Here is a 21791-nt window from a genome sequence, read left to right as displayed (position 1 = left end):
ACGATCGCAAGTTTACAGGTTTAACGAAAGATTAAATAATTTATTGATTGAGTTAAATAAAAAAAGCCCAATTCATTAGTTATACTCCACCTATCTCACATTATCATGGCAATATGCTACAGGGAAAATACTTAATGTTTACTAAAAATTTACATACAATCTGCGTAAATTTCCGGTAATAATCTTATTGTAACCGATCCTAGTAGGTATTAATCTGTAATAAAAACACCAAATATTTTTACTTTTCTACGGTTGCTAACCAGTAAATCGTATATGGTTCTTCTAATTTTTGGTGAGTATGAGCCAAAATTGTAGTTAAATAATGCCGTAAATGTTGAGCGTAATCGTAATTTAGCAAATATGTTTGATTCTCTGGCTCTAAAAACAGCTTTCCGGTTCTAATTTCTTGATAATCTGTATTTTGCCAAGATGCTTCTGTGAGCAAATCTCTATCTAATTCTGCGGGAACTAAACCAGCGGGAAGTTTACCTGTTAACAAAGCAAACAACCTTTGTTGACAAGCACGAATATTAATACCTTTACGTTCCAATAAGTTGATAATTTTACCAAGGGAAAGAGGTGTTTCTCCCAAGGTACGTAACAGTTCTAATAATAAGAAATAATCGTTATATTGCTGTTGAGTGTTGTCTAAAATTTGTGTATAGAGCGGTAAAATTGCTAATCCATTAGCAATACGGTTTTCTGGTTTAATTGTTGATTTAATTTCGGTTTCTTGAATTACTCTAGCATTGGGAAATTTTTGGCGTAACCAAGTGTTTAAACCGGGAAGCATGGTAGTTTTACCTGTACAAAGTACTTGAGATATTGCTTCTACGGAGCTTCCTGCTTGGGTTAAAAGTGTGTTTAATTCTCGATTTAAGCTTTGGATAAAACGACTAATTACACGCTTTTCTAAATCTTTTTTCTTGATTTCTCTCTCTTCTTCTCCTAAAGTGAAAATGAAACTATCTTCTTGGGGTAAAGTTAGTTTTAAATAACTCGCTGCTGACAATAATGTTTCTCCCCACTCGCTACTTGACAAGCGCATTTGTAATTGTTGGCGAGTTAATAAGTCAGGTTCGCCTGGTAATGGTTTTTCTATTTCCGATTCTCCATTTAAAAGTAGTTGACAAACAATGTCTTGATCGATCGAATCTCCTGCGTAAGAAAAACTCCGAAGGATAAAGTTTTCGTAAGTTAAATCTTGCAGTTTTTCTGATAAGTTAATTAATGCTAATTCTGTAGTATTGGCTCCTGAATTTATCACTAAAGTTTCACCTCGCCAACGAATGGGATAATTTCCGGCGTTGTATTTGGTAGTAACAGCGTCATTATTTTCTGTGGTTGCTAACTTGTTTTCATGAAAATGAAGCTCTGTTAGTATGGATGCGATCGCTTCCTCCACAAAACAAATCTGCTCCCCATTATTCACCAATCCAGATGTTAAAATTACTTCTCTAACATTAAACCGATAAGCTTCCGAATAATTAGCCGGACAATTCACAAAAATTCCTGCTAAATCTGCCATTGCAGCTACAAAATCTTCTACTGATAACCCTTCAGCAAAGCTAGAATTAACCAAATTATTATGTGATTCAGATGGCAATTCTTCTGTTTTTTTGGCAGGATTCAAATAAGATAACAGCACTGTTATTGCTGAGAGAATTTCACTTAAATTAATCTCTTCAATTTCTGGATAATCTGCCTCTTTCAAAGCCAAACTTTCACTTCCTTGAGGTTTATACCACTTAAATACAGGTTCAGTTTTTCCTGTTTCAGTCGAGTAATATGGTAGCGTAACGTTTAAATAAGCCTTAAAGTTTTTTGGTAGTACTTTCCCAGCAAAAGTGATTGGTAAGCGATCGCAATTCTCTGCTAAATCTCCTTGTTCTGCAACCGACCAACTAATCGGATAAACTTGTTTAGTAGACTTATTTAACAATGTAGCAGCCAGTCCTGTTGTACCAATATCAATTCCCAAATACCACACACTAGCAGGAGCAACAAGTAAAGGTGGTAAAGCACGCAAAGACAACAAAGAAGTTGGAGTCGGACAAGAAATTAATCTTTTTTCAATTTGATTAGCCAGAGTCAATGAAGTTGATTCTTTTGGGGAATTTTCTGCATTTTCAGTCAACATCGACGGCGCAGCTTTCACTTTCTGTTTACGTTTTTTCTTAGCCGATGACTTGGATTTTAGTTTTTTTTTTCCGGCTCCACAGGTTCTTGCTTAGTTCCTATTTCTGGAAGTTCTTCCGGTTTAGATTCTATATTACTTGCCGCAACAGAACTGCTATTGGAATCACCAAATAAATCCTCAAATTCTGCCAAAATATGTTCGGGAATTGCGGCATTAATTTTTTCCTGTTCCTGCTCCACAGCAGCAGCCAAATCTAACTCAATACTATCAGTAGCATTGGTAATTGTTTCTTTGAGATCTTCCAGCGGTTGAACATTTAATGGCTCAACTTCTTCTAAATCAGAAAGGTCTTCCTTTAACTGTTCTACAATATTATCTCCTAACCAAAGGTCTACTTTCGCTTTAGTATCTGGCAACTCATTTGTGAGCAAATCTTCTGGCAATGCCGTAGTTAAATTTGCCTCTTGGATTAAATCCGTCAATGCAGAAATTGTATCGTTCTGCTTTGATGGCAATGTAATAGAATCTTTTGCATTTTCGAGTTTTTCACTAATTAATCCTGTCAATTCAACACCAGCATAAGGTAAAGGTTCGATCGCAGCCGCGAGCAATTCCAATTGAGGATTGATTGCCATTGTCTCTAAGCCAATAAATTCCAATTTTGCAGATACTGTTTCCTGCTTTAAGCTAGTTTCTACCTCTGCTTCTGGCAACTGGACTGCTGGAATTTTCTCTAAAGTTTCTGCTAATTGTTGTTTAACTGTTTCCTGCAATCGCTCGATTAATGCTTGAGAAAATTCTGTAAAAATTTGCTGTTGTGCAACTAATACGTCTGGATTAATTAATGCTTGTCGTTGTCGCTGTAACTGCTGAACTTCGTTTAGTAATAATTGCCGTTGTTGCTGCAATAAAGCAATTTCTGTCTGTAATGATTCCGATAATATTACCCGATCGCCTTCCCTATCAGCCTGCCCAAACAAAATCTGATAACTGGTGATTTCTGCGGCTTGAGTTTCCTCGCCAGTAGCTTGTATTATAATTAATTGTTCCTGCCATTTTTGTAGCTGTTGGCGAACTCGCTCCAGCATTTGCCGATCGGGATTACCATCCCCCACCAACCAACCAAAGCGGGATTTACTATCTTTGCTAAGTACTGCATCAATCTCAGCAATCAGTGCTTGGATTTTAGCTGTTTGGAACGTCATTCGATTTTAGATTTTAGATTTTAGATTGATTCGAGAGGTTCGTACAGTCTTTGCATTTATCCGGGAATTCGACAATTCCACGTTGTTAATCTTAATTGACTTACAACCGACAATCAAGATGCTACAAAAATTCTCTGAACCTAAAGCTCTTGCCCCTGTGCCCCTGTACCCCAAGGTAGCCAAGAGCGATCGCCACAAAACTAACCATCTCATAGTTTTTCATGATAATCTCTATAAAGTGCTGCGATCGTACCGATCGTGTCAGTTACAGACACAACACCACAGTGCTTCGGGAACTTCCTTTCCCTCAAGATACTGCGGTCTATTAGTTATCATTGATTTGCAGTCCTAACAAAAACTGATACTATGCCAACTTATCAGCCTACCAAACCCCGCTCAACCCCAATTGATTTTTAGTTTATTTACTCAACATATTCTTAGTGAAAGAATGGTCTGATGGAAGACCGAAATCATAATCTAATCCGTTCAACGCCTTTTTTCAAAGGATTACCAGAAGGTAGCGTTGAAAAAGCTACAGCCCACCTTGTTACCCGTAATCATCCAGCAAACCAAGTAATTTTGCTAGAAAATGACTGGGGGAGTTCAGTATACTTCATTCTCGAAGGTTGGGTAAAAATTCGCACGTACAATCTAGAAGGCAAAGAAGTAACCCTGAATATTTTAGGGAAAGGCGAAATCTTTGGTGAAATGGCAGCACTTGATGAAGTGCCTCGTTCCACCGATGTCATCACCTTGGCTCCTACAATAATTGGCAATATGCCTGCTCAGGATTTTGTAAAATTAATTTATTCCGAGCCAATGGCAGGAGTTCGTCTGGCCCAATTAATGGGAAGGCGTTTGCGCCAAGTCAATCGCCGACTCCGATTAAGAGAGTCGGATAGTACGTCACGAGTAGCAGACACAATATTATTTTTGGCAGATGGGCAAGGAAAACAAACTACCGAAGGGGTAGAAATTCCCAACCTTCCACACCGAGAATTGAGTAGCTTGAGTGGACTGGCAAGAGAAACTGTCACCAGAGTATTGACGAAGCTAGAAAAGAAAGGCTTAATTAGACGGGATCAGGACATTCTGAGAATTCCCGACCTTAATGCCTTGGAAAAAATAATAGTTTAATCACCACTCTCGAATTTAGATCTGCTTACTTTTTGGCAATTTGCATGAGTGAATCTTTCAAAGATCCGGCAGATGAAAATGCTGGAAAATCTAGCTCTCCAACTCCAATACCTCAAACTCAACTGCAATCAAATGGGCCTTTAGTATTGGTGGAAACAGCATTTTTAGCCAGTACTGCCAGCTTAATTTGGTTAGTTAATTTCTACTTTCCTTTAGGCCCAGTACTGCGAATCTTTTTCCCAGTCCCGATTGCTTTAGTTTACCTGCGTTGGGGAGCAAGAGCCGCTTGGATGTCGGCTTTAGTTTCTGGTTTATTATTATCAGTGTTGATGGGGCCGCCTCGCAGTATTCAGTTTTTCATTCCTTTTGGTTTATTGGGTGTGTTGTTGGGTGCTTGTTGGCGACGCAGAACTAATTGGGGAGTATCAATTTTTTTAGGGTCACTTTTAGGTAGTATTGGCTTCTTTTTCCGATTTTGGTTACTTTCGATTCTTTTAGGTGAAGACCTTTGGGTTTATGGCATTACTCAAGTAAGCAGTTTTTTAGATTGGGTATTTCTCAAACTGGGGTTATTGATAGAACCAAGTATATTTTTGATTAACGTAATTGCGATCGCAATGGTTTTCTTGAGCAACTTAGTCTATCTATTTGTCGTCCACATCGCCTCCTGGTTACTACTACAACGCTTAGGCAACCCCATCCCCGAACCTCCCCATTGGGTACAGGTGATTTTGGATTATGAAGAGTAGGTGTTGGGGATTGGGGACTGGGGACTGGGGATTGGGGATTGGGGATTGGGGACTGGGGACTGGGGATTGGGGATTGGGGACTGGGGATTGGGGACTGGGGACTGGGGATTGGGGACTGGGGACTGGGAGACAGAAGTATTTTCTTAACTTAAAATTCAAAACTTAAGACTTTCCTAGTCCCCAGTCCCTAGTCCCCAATCCCCAGTCCCTAATCCCCTTGAAAAACTATGATTAAAATTTACACGCAAGAAGAACAGGGAAAACGTTGGTTGCAAAGGTATCGCGGTTGTCAACCTGTGTTTGCTTGCGTGCTGGGATTTACGGAAACTGGGTTGATTCCGGGGATTTCTGCGGCGGGGGCGACTCCTGACGATCGCAAATATACCGCTTTAGCTGATGCAGAATTTTTATATAATGGCCCTTCACCTCACCCGAAATTTCCCTTGCCACCTTTGCACGCAGGCGCTTCTCCAGTTTTAATTTCCCGTGCTGTGGTTGAGTCTCTTTCTTTGCCTCTTTATATTTTTAATGCAGGTTTATTGGAATCACCAGCAATCCCAACTATTGATTTAGGAGGGCAAGCGGCTAATTGTTTAAGTACAGGAAAAGCCCTCGATCTAGCTATAGTTAAAAGTTTGCTCGATCGAGGGTTAGTTTGGGGAGAAAAATTAGCGACGCTTCATCCATCAAGTTGGCTAATTTTGAGCGAATGTGTAGTTGGCGGAACTACTACGGCATTGGCTGTGCTCACTGGTTTAGGTTTTGCTGCTGTAGGTAAAGTTAATAGCTCTCACCCACAATGTAATCATCAGCAAAAGTGGGCTGTGGTACAACAAGGATTAAAAGCAGCTGGTTTGCTAAATTTTGCGGATTTTTCCTCTAATTTGGCAGTATTGCCATTAGTAGCAGCAGTTGGCGATCCCATGCAAATTGTAGTTGCGGGAATGGCGATCGCAGCTAGTAGAATCTCCGGCGTAATGTTAGCCGGAGGCACTCAAATGTTAGCTGTTTATGCCTTAATTCAGGCTATAGTAAAAGAATTTTCTTTACCCTGGCAACAGGAACAAATAGTCGTCGGTACAACTCGCTGGGTAGCAGAAGACCCTACAGGTGATACGGTAGGTTTAGCGCAAATAGTTGGTTCAGTTCCTTTGCTGAGTAATAACTTCAGTTTTGCTAATTCTGGCTATGAAAAATTACGAGTTTATGAGCAGGGATACGTCAAAGAAGGAGTCGGTGCAGGTGCAGCTTGTATTGCCGCAAACCTTTATCGAGGCTGGAATCATAGCCAACTTCTCCATGCTGTCGAAACTTTAGCAGCACGGTTAGAACAAAATCAGAAAATTACACCACCAAATCGTTAGTAAACTCTTTTAGCTAGTAATTGTTCTTCTAAGGCTGCAATTCGGTTATACGCTGCTGTTAGTTGTGCTGTTAGGCGTTGAATTTGAATTTCTGGCCCTAACTCTTTTTCCCGATTAGCTGAGTTTGAATCTGAGTAGCTATTATCTATCAAAATATCTTTGTGTGTTAAGGCAGCATCTACTCTGGTGAAACTACTGTATGAGGGGCGCTCTCCTACTCTACCAATAAACTGATCGGTATCTTTTGGGCTGGAGCGCTTGATTTCTGACAACATTTCTCCCATTTTCTCATTTAAATGTTCGACCAATTGACAGAGCGTATCTATCTTGTCGTTTAAACTATTAACTTGATTTCTTACCGAATCCATCTTATACCCCTATGTTTTTCATGCCTATTCTTCTATCCTACAGAATAAATTCTTAAAATTTGACGGCCTTATGAATCATTTAACTTTTCCTAAACTTCTTTATTATGCAATCTTTCTCAGGTTGCGGGAAATTCGACCAAACCAGATTTTCCCAGGAGAATTATGTTACCTTAATTAAATTAGTTACTTTGTTTGTAGTTCAGGTAAATTAAGTCAAGTAAACATCCTTATTGACAAAAGACTTTGGAAAAATTAACTAGCAAAATTGCCTAATTAATGTTAAATGAAACGACGCGATTTTTTATGGGGTACTAGTACTCTAGCAATTTCTGGGTTATTCGCAGGCTGTAGCAGTCAGGAAGAGGCAAGTTTAAGAATTCGACTGCTAAAAGATTCTATTCCGGCTCAACTATTAAATGAATTTCGCCAGAAATTTAAGCGGAAAGGTGAATTAGATTTAATGGTGGAAGCACAATTAATTAGTTTGTTTAGTAGTTTACAAGAAAAGCCTAAACCGCAAAATTGGTGGTCGAGGTTGCCGCTGCTTTCCGGGGGAGAAAAAACGAGTTCGATCGCAAATTTAGTCACTTTAGGGGATTATTGGTTAAATGCAGCGATCGAGCAAAAACTAATTCAACCTTTAGATACCGAACAACTTAAAAAATGGGAAGAATTACCCCTACAATATCAGCGATTAGTACGCCGGAATCAACAGGGAAATATTGACTTAAAAGGAGAAGTTTGGGGTGCGCCTTACCGTTGGGGTACGACAATGATTGTTTACAATCAAGATAAGTTTAAAGCTGAAGGTTTAAATCCGCCTCAAGATTGGAATGATTTGTGGCAAGAGAGGTTGCAAAATTTCATTTCTTTACCAGATCAACCAAGAGAAGTCATCGGTTTAACCTTAAAAAAAATTAACCCGCAAAACTCTTACAACACTCAACAATTAGATAAAATTCCCCAACTTAAATCAGAATTGAAAGCGCTCGATCGCCAAGTAAAATTCTATAGCAATGACAACTATTTACAACCCTTGATCTTGGGCGATACTTGGTTAGCTGTCGGTTGGTCTACAGATATCCTGCCAGTAATCCAACGCTACTCAAACATGATTGGAGCAGTAATTCCTCAATCTGGAACCTCTCTTTGGGCAGATTTATGGGTACGTCCGACTAAAGCTAATGATGACTTTAGTTTAGCTGAGAGTTGGATTGATTTTGGTTGGCAACCAGACATAGCAGTTTTATTTTCGCGCTTTGGAAAAGCTGCTTCACCAATTTTTGCTGGCGAAAGTTTGGCAGAATTACCAAAAATTATCCGCGATAAAAAGTTAATTTTCCCCTCGCCAGAAATTTACAAAAGAAGTGATTTTATTTTACCGCTTTCTGCAAAAGCGCAACAGCAATACTTAAATTTGTGGCGAGAAATTCGGTTTCAAGGTTTAGGTTTAGGCGATCGCAAAGGTGGAGGCGAATAATTACCAAAACTTTCCACCCACAACTGGCAAATATTTGGATTTATACCATACTTACATCGATAAGCCGCTAAATTTTCTAATTGGGGATTTAATACTTCCACATTGTATTCAGCCGTTCTAGAATAAAGCCCAAAATGATTGACAAAAGCGTATCTATCTACATAATTTAGGGAATTCCAAATTTGGCGATTAACTATTAAATATACCCGTCTATCACCGGGACAAGTAAACCAATAATCTAATAGTAAATTGCCAAATCTTTGTTCCGCCCACCAGATACTAGGTCGTGTAATTCCTGTTTGGGAAATATCATTTTCTGTCACCGGATTGGAGCAGATATTTTTCTTTATTGCTTGCTGAAACCTCTCTCGATATTGGGCTTGTACTGGTTGCAAGTTAACAGAAAATAAAAGGAAAAATAGCCAAAAAATTAAATTTAATTGGGGAAATTTTACCAATAATTGTTTACTCATTTAGCACTCCCACTTTTACTTTTCCTTTTACTTCTGCCTTCTACCTTCATTCACATCTTGTAGCAGGGGAGGTAGAACCTCCCAGATCCTCGTTCCTCGTTCCCAGGTTCAACCTGGGAACGAAAAATGGAGGCTCTGCCTCTTGATGCAACTGAGTTCATTCCCAAAGTCGGCGACGATTTGGCCCATTTAATCTTTGATGGGTATCATCTAACAGAGAGGGAATATCCAAATTTTCTGGACAACGGGGGAGACATTCTCCGCAGGAAGTACAGCGGTTAGCTTTAACTCCAGGGAACCAATGTCCGGCATTTTCAAACATTCGATAACGATACTGACCATAATCTGTCATATCGTAAGCAACCGCAAGATTTCGCAGTCTTAAAACTTCAGGAATGTTAATATTTTCGGGACAAGGAAGACAAGCATAACACTGGCTACATTTGTCTGTTCCGAGAATAGTTGATTGATGAGATTCCAGATCCTCTAAAATTTCTAACTCCTCAGTTGTGAGCGGGTAATCGCGATCGGCTATGCTTAAGGCTTCAGATAGTTCGCTGGGATTAGCTGCGCCTAAACTGAGGGTGGTAATGCGTCGATCGCTCAACAAAAACCGATAACTTAAAGCTAAAGGAGAATACGGCGCACACAAATCTTTTAACTTTGTCGGTGGAGCAAATAAGCGTCCGCCCTTATCAGCAGGTGAGATAATAAAAACGCCCAAATCCTTTTGTGCTGCTAATTCTACTGCGGGGGCGTTTCGTTGGAAAAAGTAATAATAATGCAGATTGACGAACTCAAATAAACCAGAGTCGATCGCCTTGACAATCAATTCTAAACTGCCGTGAGTCGAAAAACCAAAATGCCTGACTTGACCATCTGCGATCGCTTGCTGCACCGCCGAAACACAGCCATTTTCTACCCAGTCTAAATGTTCCCAAGTATTTAACCCATGAATCGCCAAACAATCCAAATAATCAACTTTCAACCGCTCTAAAGACTCATCGATATGACGGCGCATGGTATCAGCCTGAACTGTGGGCGGAATTTTACTAGTGATATAAAGTTGGGAGCGTGGTAGACCTAAACCTGCGCTTAATGCTGCTCCCAGATACTCCTCACTTTTCCCATAGCCTCTGGCTGTTTCGATGTGATTTACTCCTTGCGCCACCGCTTGCCGTACAGTTTCGATCGCATTATCCTCACTATCCAAGTAGCGCATAGTTCCCAGAGAAAACACTGAGAGCCAGAGATTGGTTTTACCAAAACGCCTATATCGCATATTTAATCAAATGTCAATTGTCATTTGTGGACATGACCAATGACTAATGACAATTTAGGCTTCTCCACTGCTGAAGCCACGTCGCTGAATCAAATCTTCGGGTCTAACATTTTCCAGAAATTCCCGAAAAGCCCTTTGTTCTGCTTCATCAGCATCTCTATCCACAGGAATAGAAGCATCAGCAATCACTTCTTCCATCACCCAGATCGGGCTATTGGTACGCAACGCCACTGCGATCGCATCACTAGGACGAGCATCAATATCTTTTTTGACCTCACCTCTACGAACCGTCAAGATCGCATAAAAAGTATTGTCCTGTAAGGAGTGAATAATAATTCGCTCCACCCGCATTTCCCACGCTTCCAACATATTTACTAGCAAGTCATGGGTGAGAGGACGGGGAGGCGGTTGATTTTCCAGGGCGGCGATAATTGACTTTGCCTGATCTTGACCGATGTAGATCGGCAAAGCCCGTCGCTCAGTCCCATCTTTCAGGAGTACAATTGGGCTGCGCGTGATTGCATCTACTGCAATTCCAGCGACTTTCATCTCTATCATTGGTTTAGCCTATATAATACCTTGGTCAAGGAGATTACATTTATACGATAATCTGGTACTGGACTTTTTCAGGTTAGTACCCTAGAGTTTAGGGTTTTAGAGAGTTACCGATTAAACTCAATACTGGCAGTTATAGCCACTTGAAGTCAAACCGATACTATCTAATAAGAATGTCTTTACATTCTCAGTATGCCCTGCTCTCGACTACGATCCTAACCGTGCCTGCAAAATTTTCACATTTCCCCAAACAACTACTTTTCTCGGTTGGTTAAACAAGTACGTTTGAGAGGCATATATAGCATAAAATTAGGAACTAAAAATAAAATTTTTCTTAAAGCCGTGTTTAAAAATTTTTCTTAAAGCCGTGTTTACAGGACTAATTCAGAGTTTAGGAACGATTCAATTTCAGAGTGGCGATCGCGTCAGCATCACCTGTGCCCAAAACACAGCCGATATGATTTTAGAGGATTTGGCGATCGGTGACAGCATAGCCGTAGACGGCATCTGCCTCACCGTAGAAGAAATACTTCCCCAAGGATTTCTAGCCACCGCCTCCCCAGAAACCCTCGATCGCACTCGCTTAGGCAAAGGAAGCCTAGAATACAACAGCGTCAACCTAGAAACCTCCCTCCGAGTCGGAAGTAAACTAGGCGGGCACTTCGTAACCGGACACATAGACGGAGTAGGCTGTTTAGAAACAGTAGAACAAACCGTTAACTCCTGGGAAATGGGTTTTATTGTCCCCGAATCAGTCGCCCGTTACATCGTCCCCAAAGGCAGCATCACAGTAAACGGCGTAAGCCTAACCGTAGCCGAATCCAACACAGACGGAACTTGGTTCAAAGTCGCCGTCATCCCCCACACCTACGCCCACACCAACCTTTACCTATTAAAAAACGGCAGCCAGGTAAACCTAGAAGCCGATATCTTAGGCAAATACGTCGAAAAACTCGTAAATTTCCGCCAATCTCCCCAAACCATAACACCCGAATTTTTAGTAGAAAACGGCTATGTTTGAAGCCTGGGACTGGGGAGTGGGACAGTTTTAAGTTTTAAATTCTTCCCTGCCCCTCTGCCCCTCAACCCCTCTGCTAGAAATCAATTTCCGGCAGACAATAACGGAGGTGGTGAATCGGTTCCGGTTATGGAAATTTCCGGTAACTCAGCGCTCGGTATAGGAACTTGGGGCGATAACTTTTCCTTTTGTAAGGTATTTGGTGGCATCTCGTAAGATTGGATATCTTGTGGTACAGTTGCCTGACCGCTTTGGAAAGCCCGTACCAATCGAGCTAGAGAGTATTCCAATTGTACTCCTGGGTCTTTAGCTACCCAACCTTGGGGTGTTTGTTCCCGGACTTCAAAATGCAGGTGAGGGCCATTTGAATGACCGCTATCACCAACTCGACCGATAACTGTTCCCTGTTCTACCCAATCTCCAGGTTTAACGGTAACTTCGGAAAGATGACCGTAGCGGGTTTCTTGGGCATCTTGATTGTGACGCAATACCACTGCTAAACCGTAACCGCCCAAGAAATCGGCAAGGGCTACCTTACCTGCATGAGCCGCTAATACAGGCGTTCCCATTGGCGCACCAATATCTGTGCCAGCATGAAAGCCCCTCTCACCTGTAATTGGATGGATTCGCCAACCAAATACGGAGGTAATTTGAGCAGGAATAGCTAAGGGGAATATCAAGGCTAGGTTAGTACGGTTGGATTCGTTATTTGATGAATCGCTGGGGTTGATGGAGTTGTAGTAATAATTCAAAACCTGATTCCGAGAATTTCGATCGTTCCTGAAACTACCGATTAATCCATTGGTATTAGTGCTGGCAATTTGAGTTTCTCCCCTTCTAATCACTCCAGCGCGACTGATTCTCATGCCGTTGGAATTTATGTTAATTGCGCTAACTCTGATTTGATTGGCAGCGGCTAGTGTTGTGCCTCGCCGTCGAGTTACTTTAGTTGTTTCGGGATTCTCTATTCCTTGGTTCGATCGTCTTTGCGAGATCCGGTTTAATGGTTCTAGAGTTATCCGCTCAATTTCATAAGTTCTGGCAACGCGACTGTTTTGAGTACGACGAGTGTTGCGTTCAATTTCGTAAATTCTGGGGACGCGACTGATTTCGGCAGAATCTGGACGCTCTATGTCGTAAGTTCTTGGTGCGCGGCTAATTTGAGTAAGAGAAGCATTACCACGACGAGCAGTCATCGCACTTCTTCTGCCTCTCCGTCTTACTGCTGCTACATCCGTGCTAGGTTCTTCAAGAGGTGATTGTGGAACTACTCGCTGATTAGGTTTGTAACGTTCTTGGAATACTACAGCGCTTGGTGGTTGATAGGAACGTCCTGGTATGTCTCTTCTATTGGTTGCTCCTATGCTGTAATCTGTTGGGTCGATGTAGGAGTTGCTATTGGTGTTGTTAGTGTTAGTGCTGTTGCTCCGAGATTGAGTGACCCGGTTTTGCGATCGAGTTCTAGTGCTAGTGGATGAGCTAGGTGAAGGGGTTGGGGTACGTCTGATGAATACAGGCTCAGGTTCGGGTTCTTTTGCTGGTGGTGCGGGAATGTCTGGCGCAGCTTTGGGCATAATTTCTGGGATTTCGGGAGCAGCAAAGGCTATCCCAGAATGGGAATTTTCTACCCAAACTATGCTACTGCTGAGAAATGCGATCGCTCCCAACCACCCTAACCCATTCATCAGCAAGGAACGTTGCCAAAAATCAGCAATCTTGGGCGTATGACTGACGCTTGTTTCCCCTAGTTGATTTTTTGAGTCAGTTTCTCTTATTTGCTCGTTTTCGTAATTTGGTTTTTCCATCTCCATCACACCGTATTAATTACTCACAAAATTTTTAAGAATAACCCAAACTGATTGTACCTAATGCCAGATGAATTTCTGAAGCGGGGGTTTCCCCCACACTCTTTAAGCAAACTCGCAAATCCCCAGTTTCCGAAACCCCAACTATCACTGCTTGCTGTCCATTAATTTCTATGGAACCACCTATATTGTTTAACAGTTTTTCGTAAGCGGGCAAGAATGCAGCTACTCCTTCTTGCTGCCAGTATTCGTATCCTGATACTATTCCTGTCAGGGCAAGGGCAGCTAACATTTCTAGTGAAGATATTAGTCCGGGATGATTTTCTTGCCAAGATTGCAGGTTAATACCTGTTTCTGGAACTGGATTAACCCAATTAATACCAACACCAATTACTGCTTTGGTAATGCGCTCTTGCTGAACTCTAGTTTCTACTAGAATGCCGCCAAGTTTATATTTAGAAATTACCAGATCGTTAGGCCATTTGAGGTAGACTGGGATACCAAGTTGGCGTAAATTTTGCGCTATTCCCCAAGCGCTACTCATGGTTAGTTGAGCGGCCTGTTTTACTGGCAAATTAGGAGTTAATGACAAAGATAAGTATAATCCACCTGGAGGCGAGTACCACTGCCGACCCCATTGACCTTTGCCTGCTTGTTGTTCGGTGGCAATGACGACGGTTCCCGGTGCTGCGCCTTGTGCAATTAGTTGCCAAAGTTTTTGATTGGTGGAAGGGAGAATGTCAAATAAATGAAGTGTAAAGTGGTTGTTGACAGGTTGCTTTAGATGGTGATAGTTCTGTTTTACTATGTCTAATGCTTCGGTAAACTTCTGCCGATCGAATCCCACCATTAATTCTAAATTTTTAATTTACTAAATCTTGGTATAGGTTAGCATAGAAAGCGCTGTTGCTTTCTAAAGTTTTGTCAGCGTGATTTCTCCTCAAACAACTGAACTGGAACCAAATAATTCTGCTAATTCTTTCCATTCTTGGCAATGGTGTTTTTGGGAAGGTTTGCCTTATTTAACTTGTAGCTTGTTGGCAAACTGGCAGCATGGCTTTTTTACCCGACAGTTTTCGCCCCGCTTTCCGGTAGATTTGGTACAAGTTTTACACAAGGATGCTCAATTTTACCGGGTAAGACAGGTGCATGGTAATGCTGTATTAACTCCAACCGAAGTGCAAAAGTTTTTAGGTGTAGAAACAGATGCCGGAACGTCAGAGTTTGAGTCTTTACCACCAGCTGATGCTTTGGTGAGCGAACGGGAAATGCAGGCGGTTTGGGTTTGTACTGCTGATTGTACTCCGGTGTTAATTGCTGATGAAATAACGGGACAGGTGGCAGCTATTCATGCGGGTTGGCGGGGTACGGCTCAGAGAATTGTACCAGAAGCGATCGCACGTCTAACTTCTCAAGGTAGCAAATTAGAAAATCTTCGCATCGCAATGGGGCCAGCAATTACCGGAGAAGTATATCAAGTTTCCCAAGAAGTAGCAGCAGAAGTAGGCTCTACTGTTGTTTCTGCCAACTCGGAAACAGCAATTTTAAATGCTTTACAAGAGCTACCAAATTCTCCCATCCTCCCAGATTCCGCACCCGGAAAAGTGCGTTTAGATGTTCGCAGAATCAATGAATTACAGTTAAAACAAATGGGAATTACTGAATCACAAATAGCTATTTCTCCTCATTGTACCTATCAACAACCAGATTACTTTTTTTCCTATCGTCGCGATCGGTTAAAAAAGGTGCAATGGTCAGGAATTGTTAGCCAATAACTCAAATAAATGAGATGCAGTTCGATAATTTATGTAAGTATCTGGCAGAGAAGTATCCTGACAAATTCGCTAGCTGGTTATTGGGACAGCCAACAACTAGAGTAGAAGTGTTAAAAACCGAGTTGAGTCTTGAACCAATTCGCGCTGATTCTGTCACTTTCTTACGCACACACTCAGAAATTTTGCATTTAGAATTTCAAGTGCAAGTGCCAACTGGTAAACCGATGCCACTGCGAATGTTGAATTATTTTGTCCGGCTTTATTGGCAATACAATTTACCCGTAACACAAGTGTTGATTTGGTTGCAACAAACTACTAATTCAGCAGTATTAGAAACCCAGTTTCGCCAGGGATTAACCAGTCATGGATATCAAGTAATTAGAATGTGGGAACAACCCCCAGAACCATTATTACAAGATCTAGCGCTACTACCAATGGCTGTTTTAGCAGCTACAAATAATCCAACTGAGTTACTGACTCAAGTAGCATCAGAAGTGGCTAAAATAGAGTCAAAGGTACAACGCCAGGAAATTTCAGCTTCTACTGAAATATTGGCAGGTTTAAGGTTTAATAAAAATTTGATTCGCAATCTTTTTCGGGAGGGAATTATGCGGGAGTCGGTAATTTATCAAGATATTTTGGAAGAGGGAAGACAAGAGGGAAGACAAGAGGGAAGACAAGAAGAAGCATTGGTAATGGTAATGCGTCCGCTGGTGCGCCGTTTTGGTACATTAAATGCGGAACTAGAATCTCGCCTTGAGGAATTATCTGTTACACAATTGGAGGATTTGATTGAGGCGTTGTTTGATTTTTATGATGTTTCTGATTTGGTGAATTGGTTGGAGGAACGGCGGAGAATTTAAATAATTTAGGGACAAGGAATTGGTAATCTTTGCGTAAGTTGTAAAATATTAATTATCCCTGTCTCTACTATTTTGTATCGATCGAGCTTTAAAGAATCTTCTTCTGAGTCAATTTCTGCTTGCTGCTTGATCTGCTCAACTTCTTCTATTTCATGTCCATATTTTTTCCATTAAGCTACAACATTGCCTTGGAAAAGATGGTAGAGAATTTCTTTAGCGATCGCTCTTTTTAAATCACAAGCATACCAAATTATTATGGTAGGGACACGGCATTATTAATATTTTCAACTTGTCCAAAATCTCTATGATGCCGTGTCCCTACGCCGCCATCTTTGGGTATGTTAAAGATGCCGTTGCCCTACACACTTTTCCTTTAACTCCCCTATAAATTAGTACTTAATCTAGCTTTTCTGAGAATAAAGCTTAGAAAAGTTTCTTCTTTAGAAATAATGTTAGCTGTAACCTCCATTCCCGGCTGTAAGGGATAATAACGATCGCTTTTCACCAAAAAGCTCTTTTCCGGTTCAATAGTCACTTCATAGTAAGGAGAGCTTTGTTCTACACTATTTTGAGGTGTAATTGCATCAGCACTAATTGAAGTAATTTTTCCTTGCAAAACTCCATAATCAGGATAAGGATAAGCCGAAATTCTCAATTGTACAGTCTGACCAATCTGTACCTGACCAATATCTTGTAGTGCCACTCTTGCTTTTACCAACATGGAAGTATTAGTGGGAAGAATTTGCGCTACTTGTTGTCCCGTTTTCACCTGTTGACCAATACTTTGCAAGTCCAATTTAAGAATTCTGCCAGATACCGGAGTACGTACCACAGCATTATCTAACATTTGGGAAACTTGGTAATATTGGCTTTGGGTATTGTTGAGTTGTTCTTCTAGGTTTTTGTAACGACGGAACAAGTACCAAATGTTACTTGAATCGGGATTTTTAGCTTTATACTGATTTATTTGAGAACCAAGTTGAGCCAGTTGAGAGCTTAGTTGATCTATCTGCTTCTTTAGGTTGTTTTTTTGGTTTTTTAAAGGATTTTCATCTACTTTAGCGATCGGATCTCCCGCCTTAATATCCTGATTTTCCTTAACATCAATACTTTTCACCTTTCCCTGGGTTGCTGACTCCACAAGTTGCAATTCACTTGCTGGACGAACCATTCCCATAGCATCTACAGTTGTGCTGTATTTAATCACCGCCGATAATCCTAAAGCTACGCCAAACGTAGCAGCTAAACACAGCCCTGTTAACTTTGCCCAACGACTAATTGGGGGTAGAAACTCATCGCTTTCTAAAGGATTGAGTAGGTTGGAATCAAATCTATTACTCATGATGGCATTCAGTTAGTTAGGTGAAAATTTTTCTGAAAACTCCCTGCATACCTTCCGGATGGAAGGGGGTAACGCAGGGAATCTGTAACTGAATTCGCAAGGTAGAACAACAAATCAGCAAACTACTAAGCGAGATTTAACACTTGTCATCAATGGAGTTACTTATGGATAACCAAGAAATTCAAAAACTAGAACTTTTTACTGAGTTGAATTCTGAAGAAGCTGCTAGTGTTAACGGTGGTTACTACTACTGCGGCTACGGCTACCGTCGCTACCGTCGTTCTTACTACGGCTACCGTCCTTACTACCGTCGCTACTACCGTGCTTCCTACTACCGTCCACGCTACTACTCCTACTACCGCACTAGCTACGGCTACGGTGGTTACGGAGCTTGGGGTGGTTGCGACTGGTAAGCCTACTAGATATGTAGGTTAGAAATTTGAGCAATCAAGTAGTTTGCAAACACATTGAAATTGCCCAAATTTCTCTACAGATGTAACTCGGAACGGGACTAAATACGCACAAGAACACCCATATATATAATGGGTGTTTTTTTCTGATTTGTGTTAGGTAGCGATGAATAGCTGATCTAGCATCTAACACTAATATAGATTATCCAATGAAATACTCAGTTGTTTTACAACATAGTGAAGAAGATTGCGGTGCAGCTTGTTTAGCTTCTGTTGCTAAGTCTTACGGGCGTTTGTTAACTCTGAACCGCACTCGAGAAGCAGTTGGTACGGGCAAATTAGGAACTACCTTGCTAGGTTTAAGAAGGGGTGCAGAAGCTTTAGGTTTTAATGCCCGAACTGTGAAAAGTTCCCCCGAAATTCTCAACCACATGAATGATGCACCATTACCAGCTATCATTCATTGGATGGGAACTCACTGGGTTGTTTTGTACGGACAGCGGAAAAAGAAGTATGTTATTGCCGATCCTGCTGTGGGAATTCGCTACATTACGAAAGAGGAATTAACCGAAAATTGGGAAGATTGGGTAATGCTTTTGCTAGAACCCGATCCGGTCAGATTCTACAATCAACCAGAAGATAAAATAGGTGGGTTTGGTCGCTTTTTTGAGAGAGTTTGGCCTTATCGTGCTTTATTATTGCAAGCATTACTACTAAATGTTGTTTTAGGTTTTCTGTCTTTAGCTTCGCCTTTTTTGCTGCAAATTCTTACCGATGATGTGTTAATTCGGGGAGATATGCAGTTACTTACTGGTGTGGCGATCGCAGTTATAGTCATGAACCTTTTTAGTAGTGGTTTAGGGCTACTGCAATCCAATTTTATCGCCCACTTTGCCCAAAGATTAGAATTAGGTTTAGTCTTAGAATTCGGCAGACAAATTCTTCGTTTACCTTTAGCTTATTACGAAGCTCGTCGCAGTGGTGAAATTGTTAGTCGGTTGCAAGATATTCAAGAAATTAACCAGTTAGTTTCTCAAATCGTTGTTACTTATCCCAGTCAGTTATTTGTCGCCAGTATTTCTTTTATTTTCATGCTGATTTATAGCTGGAAATTAACTATAGCTGCTGTGATTATTGCTGCATTAATGACTGTTTCGACTATTTTGTTCATGCCCAGTCTGCAACAAAAAACTCGCAATCTTTTAGTCCAAGAAGCAGATAACCAAGGTGTTTTAGTTGAAACATTTAAAGGCGCACAAACTCTTAAAACTACTAACGCTTTTGGTCAGTTTTGGGAAGAAATACAGGGTAGATTTGGTCGTTTAGCAAATCTCTCTCTCCGCACTACTCAAATTGGTATCGTTAACAATGTATTTTCTTCGTTTGTTTCTGATAGTGGTGCGGTAGCTTTACTTTGGTTAGGTAGTTTGTTAGTAATCAATAAAGAGTTAACGATCGGACAATTACTAGCATTCAATAGTTTAAATCAAAGTTTTGCAGGTTTAATTACTACTACTATTGGGTTTGTTGATGAATTTGCTCGCGTTCAAGCAGCTAGTCAACGGTTAACAGAAGTTATCGATGCTACTCCAGAAGCTGAAGGAGATACGAAAAAACCGGAAGCAATTATCCCTGGAGATTCTGATATTATTTGCAGCGATGTCAACTTTCATTATCCCGGCAAAATAGAATTACTGAAAAACTTTTCTCTCACAATTCCTGGGGGGAAAGTAGTTGCGGTAATTGGTAAATCTGGCTGTGGTAAAAGTACTTTAGCGAAAATTATTGCTACGTTATATACACCGCAATCTGGTAATATTCGCATTGACATTTATAATATGCAAGATTTAGCTTTGGAATCTTTCCGTCAGCAGGTGGTTTTAGTTCCCCAAGATGCTCATTTTTGGAGTCGATCGATTATTGAAAATTTCCGTTTAGGTTCGCCTCAAGTCACTTTTGAACAAATTGTTAAAGCTTGTCGTATTGCTGGTGCTGATGAGTTTATTAGTCAGTTACCTGACAAATATCAAAGTGTTTTAGGTGAGTTTGGCGCGAATATTTCTGGGGGACAAAGACAAAGGTTAGCTATTGCCAGAGCGATCGTAAATGACCCATCAATTCTAATTTTGGATGAGTCAACTGCTGGGTTAGATCCGGTGAGTGAGGCGCAAGTTTTGGAGAATTTACTAAGTCATCGCCGGGGAAAAACGACTATTTTAATTAGTCACCGTCCGAGAGTTGTTAATCGTGCTGATTGGGTGATTTATTTGGATCAAGGACGAGTAAAGTTACAAGGTACTTTGGAGGAATTAGGTGCTAAACGTGGCGAACATCAAGGGTTTTTAAATCCTTAATTTTTGGGGAAATAACGAAACAAACAATTTTTGGAGACGGGCTTTTTGCCTGTCTTTTTTTTATCTGATCCAGACGCAGAGAGTCAAGTTAAATTATCGGTTTCTGTGGGTGAGATTAGGGTTAGGGCGCGATCGATAATTTCTGCTTTATCAACTAATTTTTCTAATTCTTCCGTTTCATAAAGCCCTTCTGCAACTTCCAAGGAAGCTTCATCAATAGCATTTAAAAAAGCTTCTTCCAATATTTCGTTTAATTCTTCTGGAGTCAAGTAATAACCTCCAGCTTTCCGACGTTTATTTTCTCTTTGAATTTCCCTAATTGAATTGCGAATAGACACTTCCCAAGAACGAGTTGTCCGCTTCTCTGCTTGCTGTTTGATTAAATGTAAAAGCAAAATTATTGCATAGCTACGAATGGTTTTAATTATATCTTTTTTACTCATTTCTTCCAGTTCTTCAACAATAGCTAACGATCCCGTAATGTCGCCTTTAAGTAGAAGTTGTTTTAATTCAAGTAGTTCTTCCATAAAGTTTTCTCCTTACGATTGGGAAGATTCATTTGCTAAAATTAAAGCGATCGCTCGATTTAAAATTTCTTCTTGATTAACCATTTTTGCTAATTCTTCTGCTTCATATTTACCAGATTCTACTTCAAGTGCTGCTTTATCAATTGCTCTGGGATAAGCTTCTTCTAAAGCTATATTTAATTCTTCTGAACTTAAGTAGTAGCCGCCTGATTTACGGCGTTTATTTTTATTTTGAATTTGCCAAATAGAATTGCGAATGGAAACGTCCCAAGAACGAGTTGTGCGATTTTCAACTTGTTGTTTGATTAAATGCAAAAGCAAAATAATTGCATAGCTACTAATTGCAGTAATTTTATCATCACGGCTCATTTCTTCCAGTTCTTCAATTATGTCTAATGACCCTTTAATGTCGCCTTTTAATAGGAGTTCTTTGAGTTCAAGTAATTCTTCCATAAAGTTTTCTCTCTTACTTCATTTGTTGACCAATTTTGGTAAAGTGTTGGCTTCAAACCAATACTCAATTAAAAGTTGAATGCTACGCATTAACTTGTTGACATTAATTGGCTTGATCATGTAGCTATTAACACCTTGTTGATAACAAATTTCCACGTCTTTGGGATTAGAAGATGTTGTAAATACAACTACAGGGATAATACTCAGTTCGCTATCTTGTTTAATTTGCGCTAAAATTTCTCGTCCATCTATGCCTGGTAAATTTAAGTCTAGTAAAATAATTGATGGGCGAGGTGCTTGTTCTGGATTGGTATATTGACCTCTATGGTAGAGAAAGTCTAAGGCTTCATCCCCATCTGAACAACGGTAAATCGCTTGAGTAACTGACAATTTCCTAACAATGCGTTCAAAAGTAAAAAAGTCTTCATCACTATCTTCAACAATTAAAAAGGATTGATTGGTAGTGGTATTCATCAGATGAGATTTATTCT

General features: G+C 40.4%; 21 protein-coding genes. 9 read left to right on the top strand and 12 right to left on the bottom strand.

The genetic code is table 11. The annotated features are described in order from the left end of the window. Positions 1 to 238: 238 nt before the first annotated feature. A complete protein-coding gene (locus ACE1CA_RS11330) occupies positions 239 to 2158 on the bottom strand; it encodes a hypothetical protein (RefSeq protein ID WP_486517765.1) in 1920 nt (639 codons plus the stop codon). Positions 2159 to 2196: 38 nt separating this feature from the next. Beyond that, complete coding sequence (locus tag ACE1CA_RS11325; RefSeq protein ID WP_413279074.1) at positions 2197 to 3345, bottom strand: hypothetical protein; 1149 nt, start codon at positions 3343 to 3345, stop codon at positions 2197 to 2199. Positions 3346 to 3801: 456 nt separating this feature from the next. Between ACE1CA_RS11325 and ACE1CA_RS11320 the strand changes: the two genes are divergently transcribed. The 3 genes from ACE1CA_RS11320 (at position 3802) to cobT (ending at position 6595) form a co-directional block, all read left to right on the top strand. Then, positions 3802 to 4482 carry a Crp/Fnr family transcriptional regulator gene (locus ACE1CA_RS11320; RefSeq protein WP_413279073.1) on the top strand — a complete coding sequence of 227 codons (681 nt, stop codon included), beginning with the start codon at positions 3802 to 3804 and terminating at the stop codon, positions 4480 to 4482. Positions 4483 to 4526: 44 nt separating this feature from the next. Continuing rightward, complete coding sequence (locus ACE1CA_RS11315) at positions 4527 to 5231, top strand: DUF2232 domain-containing protein (RefSeq protein ID WP_413279072.1); 705 nt, start codon at positions 4527 to 4529, stop codon at positions 5229 to 5231. 227 nt (positions 5232 to 5458) lie between these two features. Then, a complete protein-coding gene (gene cobT / locus ACE1CA_RS11310; RefSeq protein ID WP_413281861.1) occupies positions 5459 to 6595 on the top strand; it encodes a nicotinate mononucleotide-dependent phosphoribosyltransferase CobT in 1137 nt (378 codons plus the stop codon). On the opposite strand, the gene ACE1CA_RS11305 is transcribed toward cobT, so the two are convergent. Continuing rightward, positions 6592 to 6963, bottom strand: a complete 372-nt coding sequence (locus tag ACE1CA_RS11305; protein WP_413281862.1) for a hypothetical protein — start codon at positions 6961 to 6963, stop codon at positions 6592 to 6594. The two genes, cobT and ACE1CA_RS11305, sit on opposite strands and share 4 nt — an antisense overlap. A 283-nt stretch (positions 6964 to 7246) precedes the next feature. Between ACE1CA_RS11305 and ACE1CA_RS11300 the strand changes: the two genes are divergently transcribed. Continuing rightward, on the top strand, positions 7247 to 8443 hold the full coding sequence (locus ACE1CA_RS11300; RefSeq protein WP_413281863.1) for an extracellular solute-binding protein: 1197 nt from the start codon (positions 7247 to 7249) through the stop codon (positions 8441 to 8443). Here the strand turns inward: ACE1CA_RS11300 and ACE1CA_RS11295 are convergent. From ACE1CA_RS11295 to ACE1CA_RS11285, 3 genes are all read right to left on the bottom strand, one after another. After that, positions 8401 to 8916, bottom strand: coding sequence for a hypothetical protein (locus tag ACE1CA_RS11295; protein WP_413281864.1), 516 nt, complete (start codon positions 8914 to 8916; stop codon positions 8401 to 8403). The two genes, ACE1CA_RS11300 and ACE1CA_RS11295, sit on opposite strands and share 43 nt — an antisense overlap. 157 nt (positions 8917 to 9073) lie before the next feature. After that, positions 9074 to 10198 carry an aldo/keto reductase gene (locus ACE1CA_RS11290; protein WP_413281865.1) on the bottom strand — a complete coding sequence of 375 codons (1125 nt, stop codon included), beginning with the start codon at positions 10196 to 10198 and terminating at the stop codon, positions 9074 to 9076. A gap of 54 nt (positions 10199 to 10252) precedes the next feature. Then, on the bottom strand, positions 10253 to 10756 hold the full coding sequence (locus ACE1CA_RS11285; protein WP_413281866.1) for a bifunctional nuclease family protein: 504 nt from the start codon (positions 10754 to 10756) through the stop codon (positions 10253 to 10255). Between the two features lie 364 nt (positions 10757 to 11120). Here ACE1CA_RS11285 and ACE1CA_RS11280 point away from each other — a divergent pair, with 364 nt between their 5' ends. Further along, positions 11121 to 11774, top strand: a complete 654-nt coding sequence (locus ACE1CA_RS11280) for a riboflavin synthase (RefSeq protein ID WP_413281867.1) — start codon at positions 11121 to 11123, stop codon at positions 11772 to 11774. An 80-nt stretch (positions 11775 to 11854) separates the two neighbouring features. Here the strand turns inward: ACE1CA_RS11280 and ACE1CA_RS11275 are convergent, their stop codons facing one another. Both ACE1CA_RS11275 and ACE1CA_RS11270 read right to left on the bottom strand, forming a co-directional pair. Beyond that, positions 11855 to 13576, bottom strand: a complete 1722-nt coding sequence (locus ACE1CA_RS11275; protein ID WP_413281868.1) for a M23 family metallopeptidase — start codon at positions 13574 to 13576, stop codon at positions 11855 to 11857. Positions 13577 to 13610: 34 nt separating this feature from the next. Further along, positions 13611 to 14426: a biotin--[acetyl-CoA-carboxylase] ligase gene (locus ACE1CA_RS11270; RefSeq protein WP_413281869.1), complete on the bottom strand. Its 816-nt coding sequence runs from the start codon at positions 14424 to 14426 to the stop codon at positions 13611 to 13613. Positions 14427 to 14505: 79 nt separating this feature from the next. On the opposite strand from ACE1CA_RS11270, the gene pgeF reads away from it, so the two are divergent. Both pgeF and ACE1CA_RS11260 read left to right on the top strand, forming a co-directional pair. Next, complete coding sequence (pgeF, locus tag ACE1CA_RS11265) at positions 14506 to 15351, top strand: peptidoglycan editing factor PgeF (protein WP_413281870.1); 846 nt, start codon at positions 14506 to 14508, stop codon at positions 15349 to 15351. Between the two features lie 14 nt (positions 15352 to 15365). Continuing rightward, positions 15366 to 16214: a DUF4351 domain-containing protein gene (locus ACE1CA_RS11260; RefSeq protein ID WP_413281871.1), complete on the top strand. Its 849-nt coding sequence runs from the start codon at positions 15366 to 15368 to the stop codon at positions 16212 to 16214. A 382-nt stretch (positions 16215 to 16596) separates the two neighbouring features. On the opposite strand, the gene ACE1CA_RS11255 is transcribed toward ACE1CA_RS11260, so the two are convergent. Further along, entirely contained in the window at positions 16597 to 17556 is a 960-nt protein-coding gene (locus tag ACE1CA_RS11255) for a beta-barrel domain-containing protein (protein WP_413281872.1), read from the bottom strand. 164 nt (positions 17557 to 17720) lie between these two features. Here ACE1CA_RS11255 and ACE1CA_RS11250 point away from each other — a divergent pair, with 164 nt between their 5' ends. Together ACE1CA_RS11250 and ACE1CA_RS11245 are read left to right on the top strand one after the other, a co-directional pair. After that, positions 17721 to 17969 carry a hypothetical protein gene (locus ACE1CA_RS11250; RefSeq protein ID WP_413281873.1) on the top strand — a complete coding sequence of 83 codons (249 nt, stop codon included), beginning with the start codon at positions 17721 to 17723 and terminating at the stop codon, positions 17967 to 17969. Between the two features lie 206 nt (positions 17970 to 18175). Beyond that, positions 18176 to 20320 carry a peptidase domain-containing ABC transporter gene (locus ACE1CA_RS11245; protein WP_413281874.1) on the top strand — a complete coding sequence of 715 codons (2145 nt, stop codon included), beginning with the start codon at positions 18176 to 18178 and terminating at the stop codon, positions 20318 to 20320. Between the two features lie 83 nt (positions 20321 to 20403). Here ACE1CA_RS11245 and ACE1CA_RS11240 read toward each other — a convergent pair whose 3' ends face one another. From ACE1CA_RS11240 to ACE1CA_RS11230, 3 genes are read right to left on the bottom strand one after another with little or no spacing between them, the layout of a single operon-like run. Continuing rightward, positions 20404 to 20847: a DUF29 family protein gene (locus ACE1CA_RS11240; RefSeq protein ID WP_413281875.1), complete on the bottom strand. Its 444-nt coding sequence runs from the start codon at positions 20845 to 20847 to the stop codon at positions 20404 to 20406. Between the two features lie 12 nt (positions 20848 to 20859). Continuing rightward, the gene (locus ACE1CA_RS11235) at positions 20860 to 21300 is read right to left on the bottom strand and encodes a DUF29 family protein (RefSeq protein ID WP_413281876.1); all 441 of its coding nucleotides are present in this window, start codon (positions 21298 to 21300) and stop codon (positions 20860 to 20862) included. Between the two features lie 18 nt (positions 21301 to 21318). After that, entirely contained in the window at positions 21319 to 21774 is a 456-nt protein-coding gene (locus ACE1CA_RS11230) for a response regulator (RefSeq protein ID WP_413281877.1), read from the bottom strand. Between the last annotated feature and the right edge of the window lie 17 nt (positions 21775 to 21791).

The sequence above is a fragment of the Floridaenema evergladense BLCC-F167 genome, assembly GCF_041929205.2.
GTDB lineage: Bacteria > Cyanobacteriota > Cyanobacteriia > Cyanobacteriales > Aerosakkonemataceae > Floridanema > Floridanema evergladense.
Note: the sequence above shows the minus strand (reverse complement) of the source record. Positions and strands in the feature narration are given on the sequence as shown.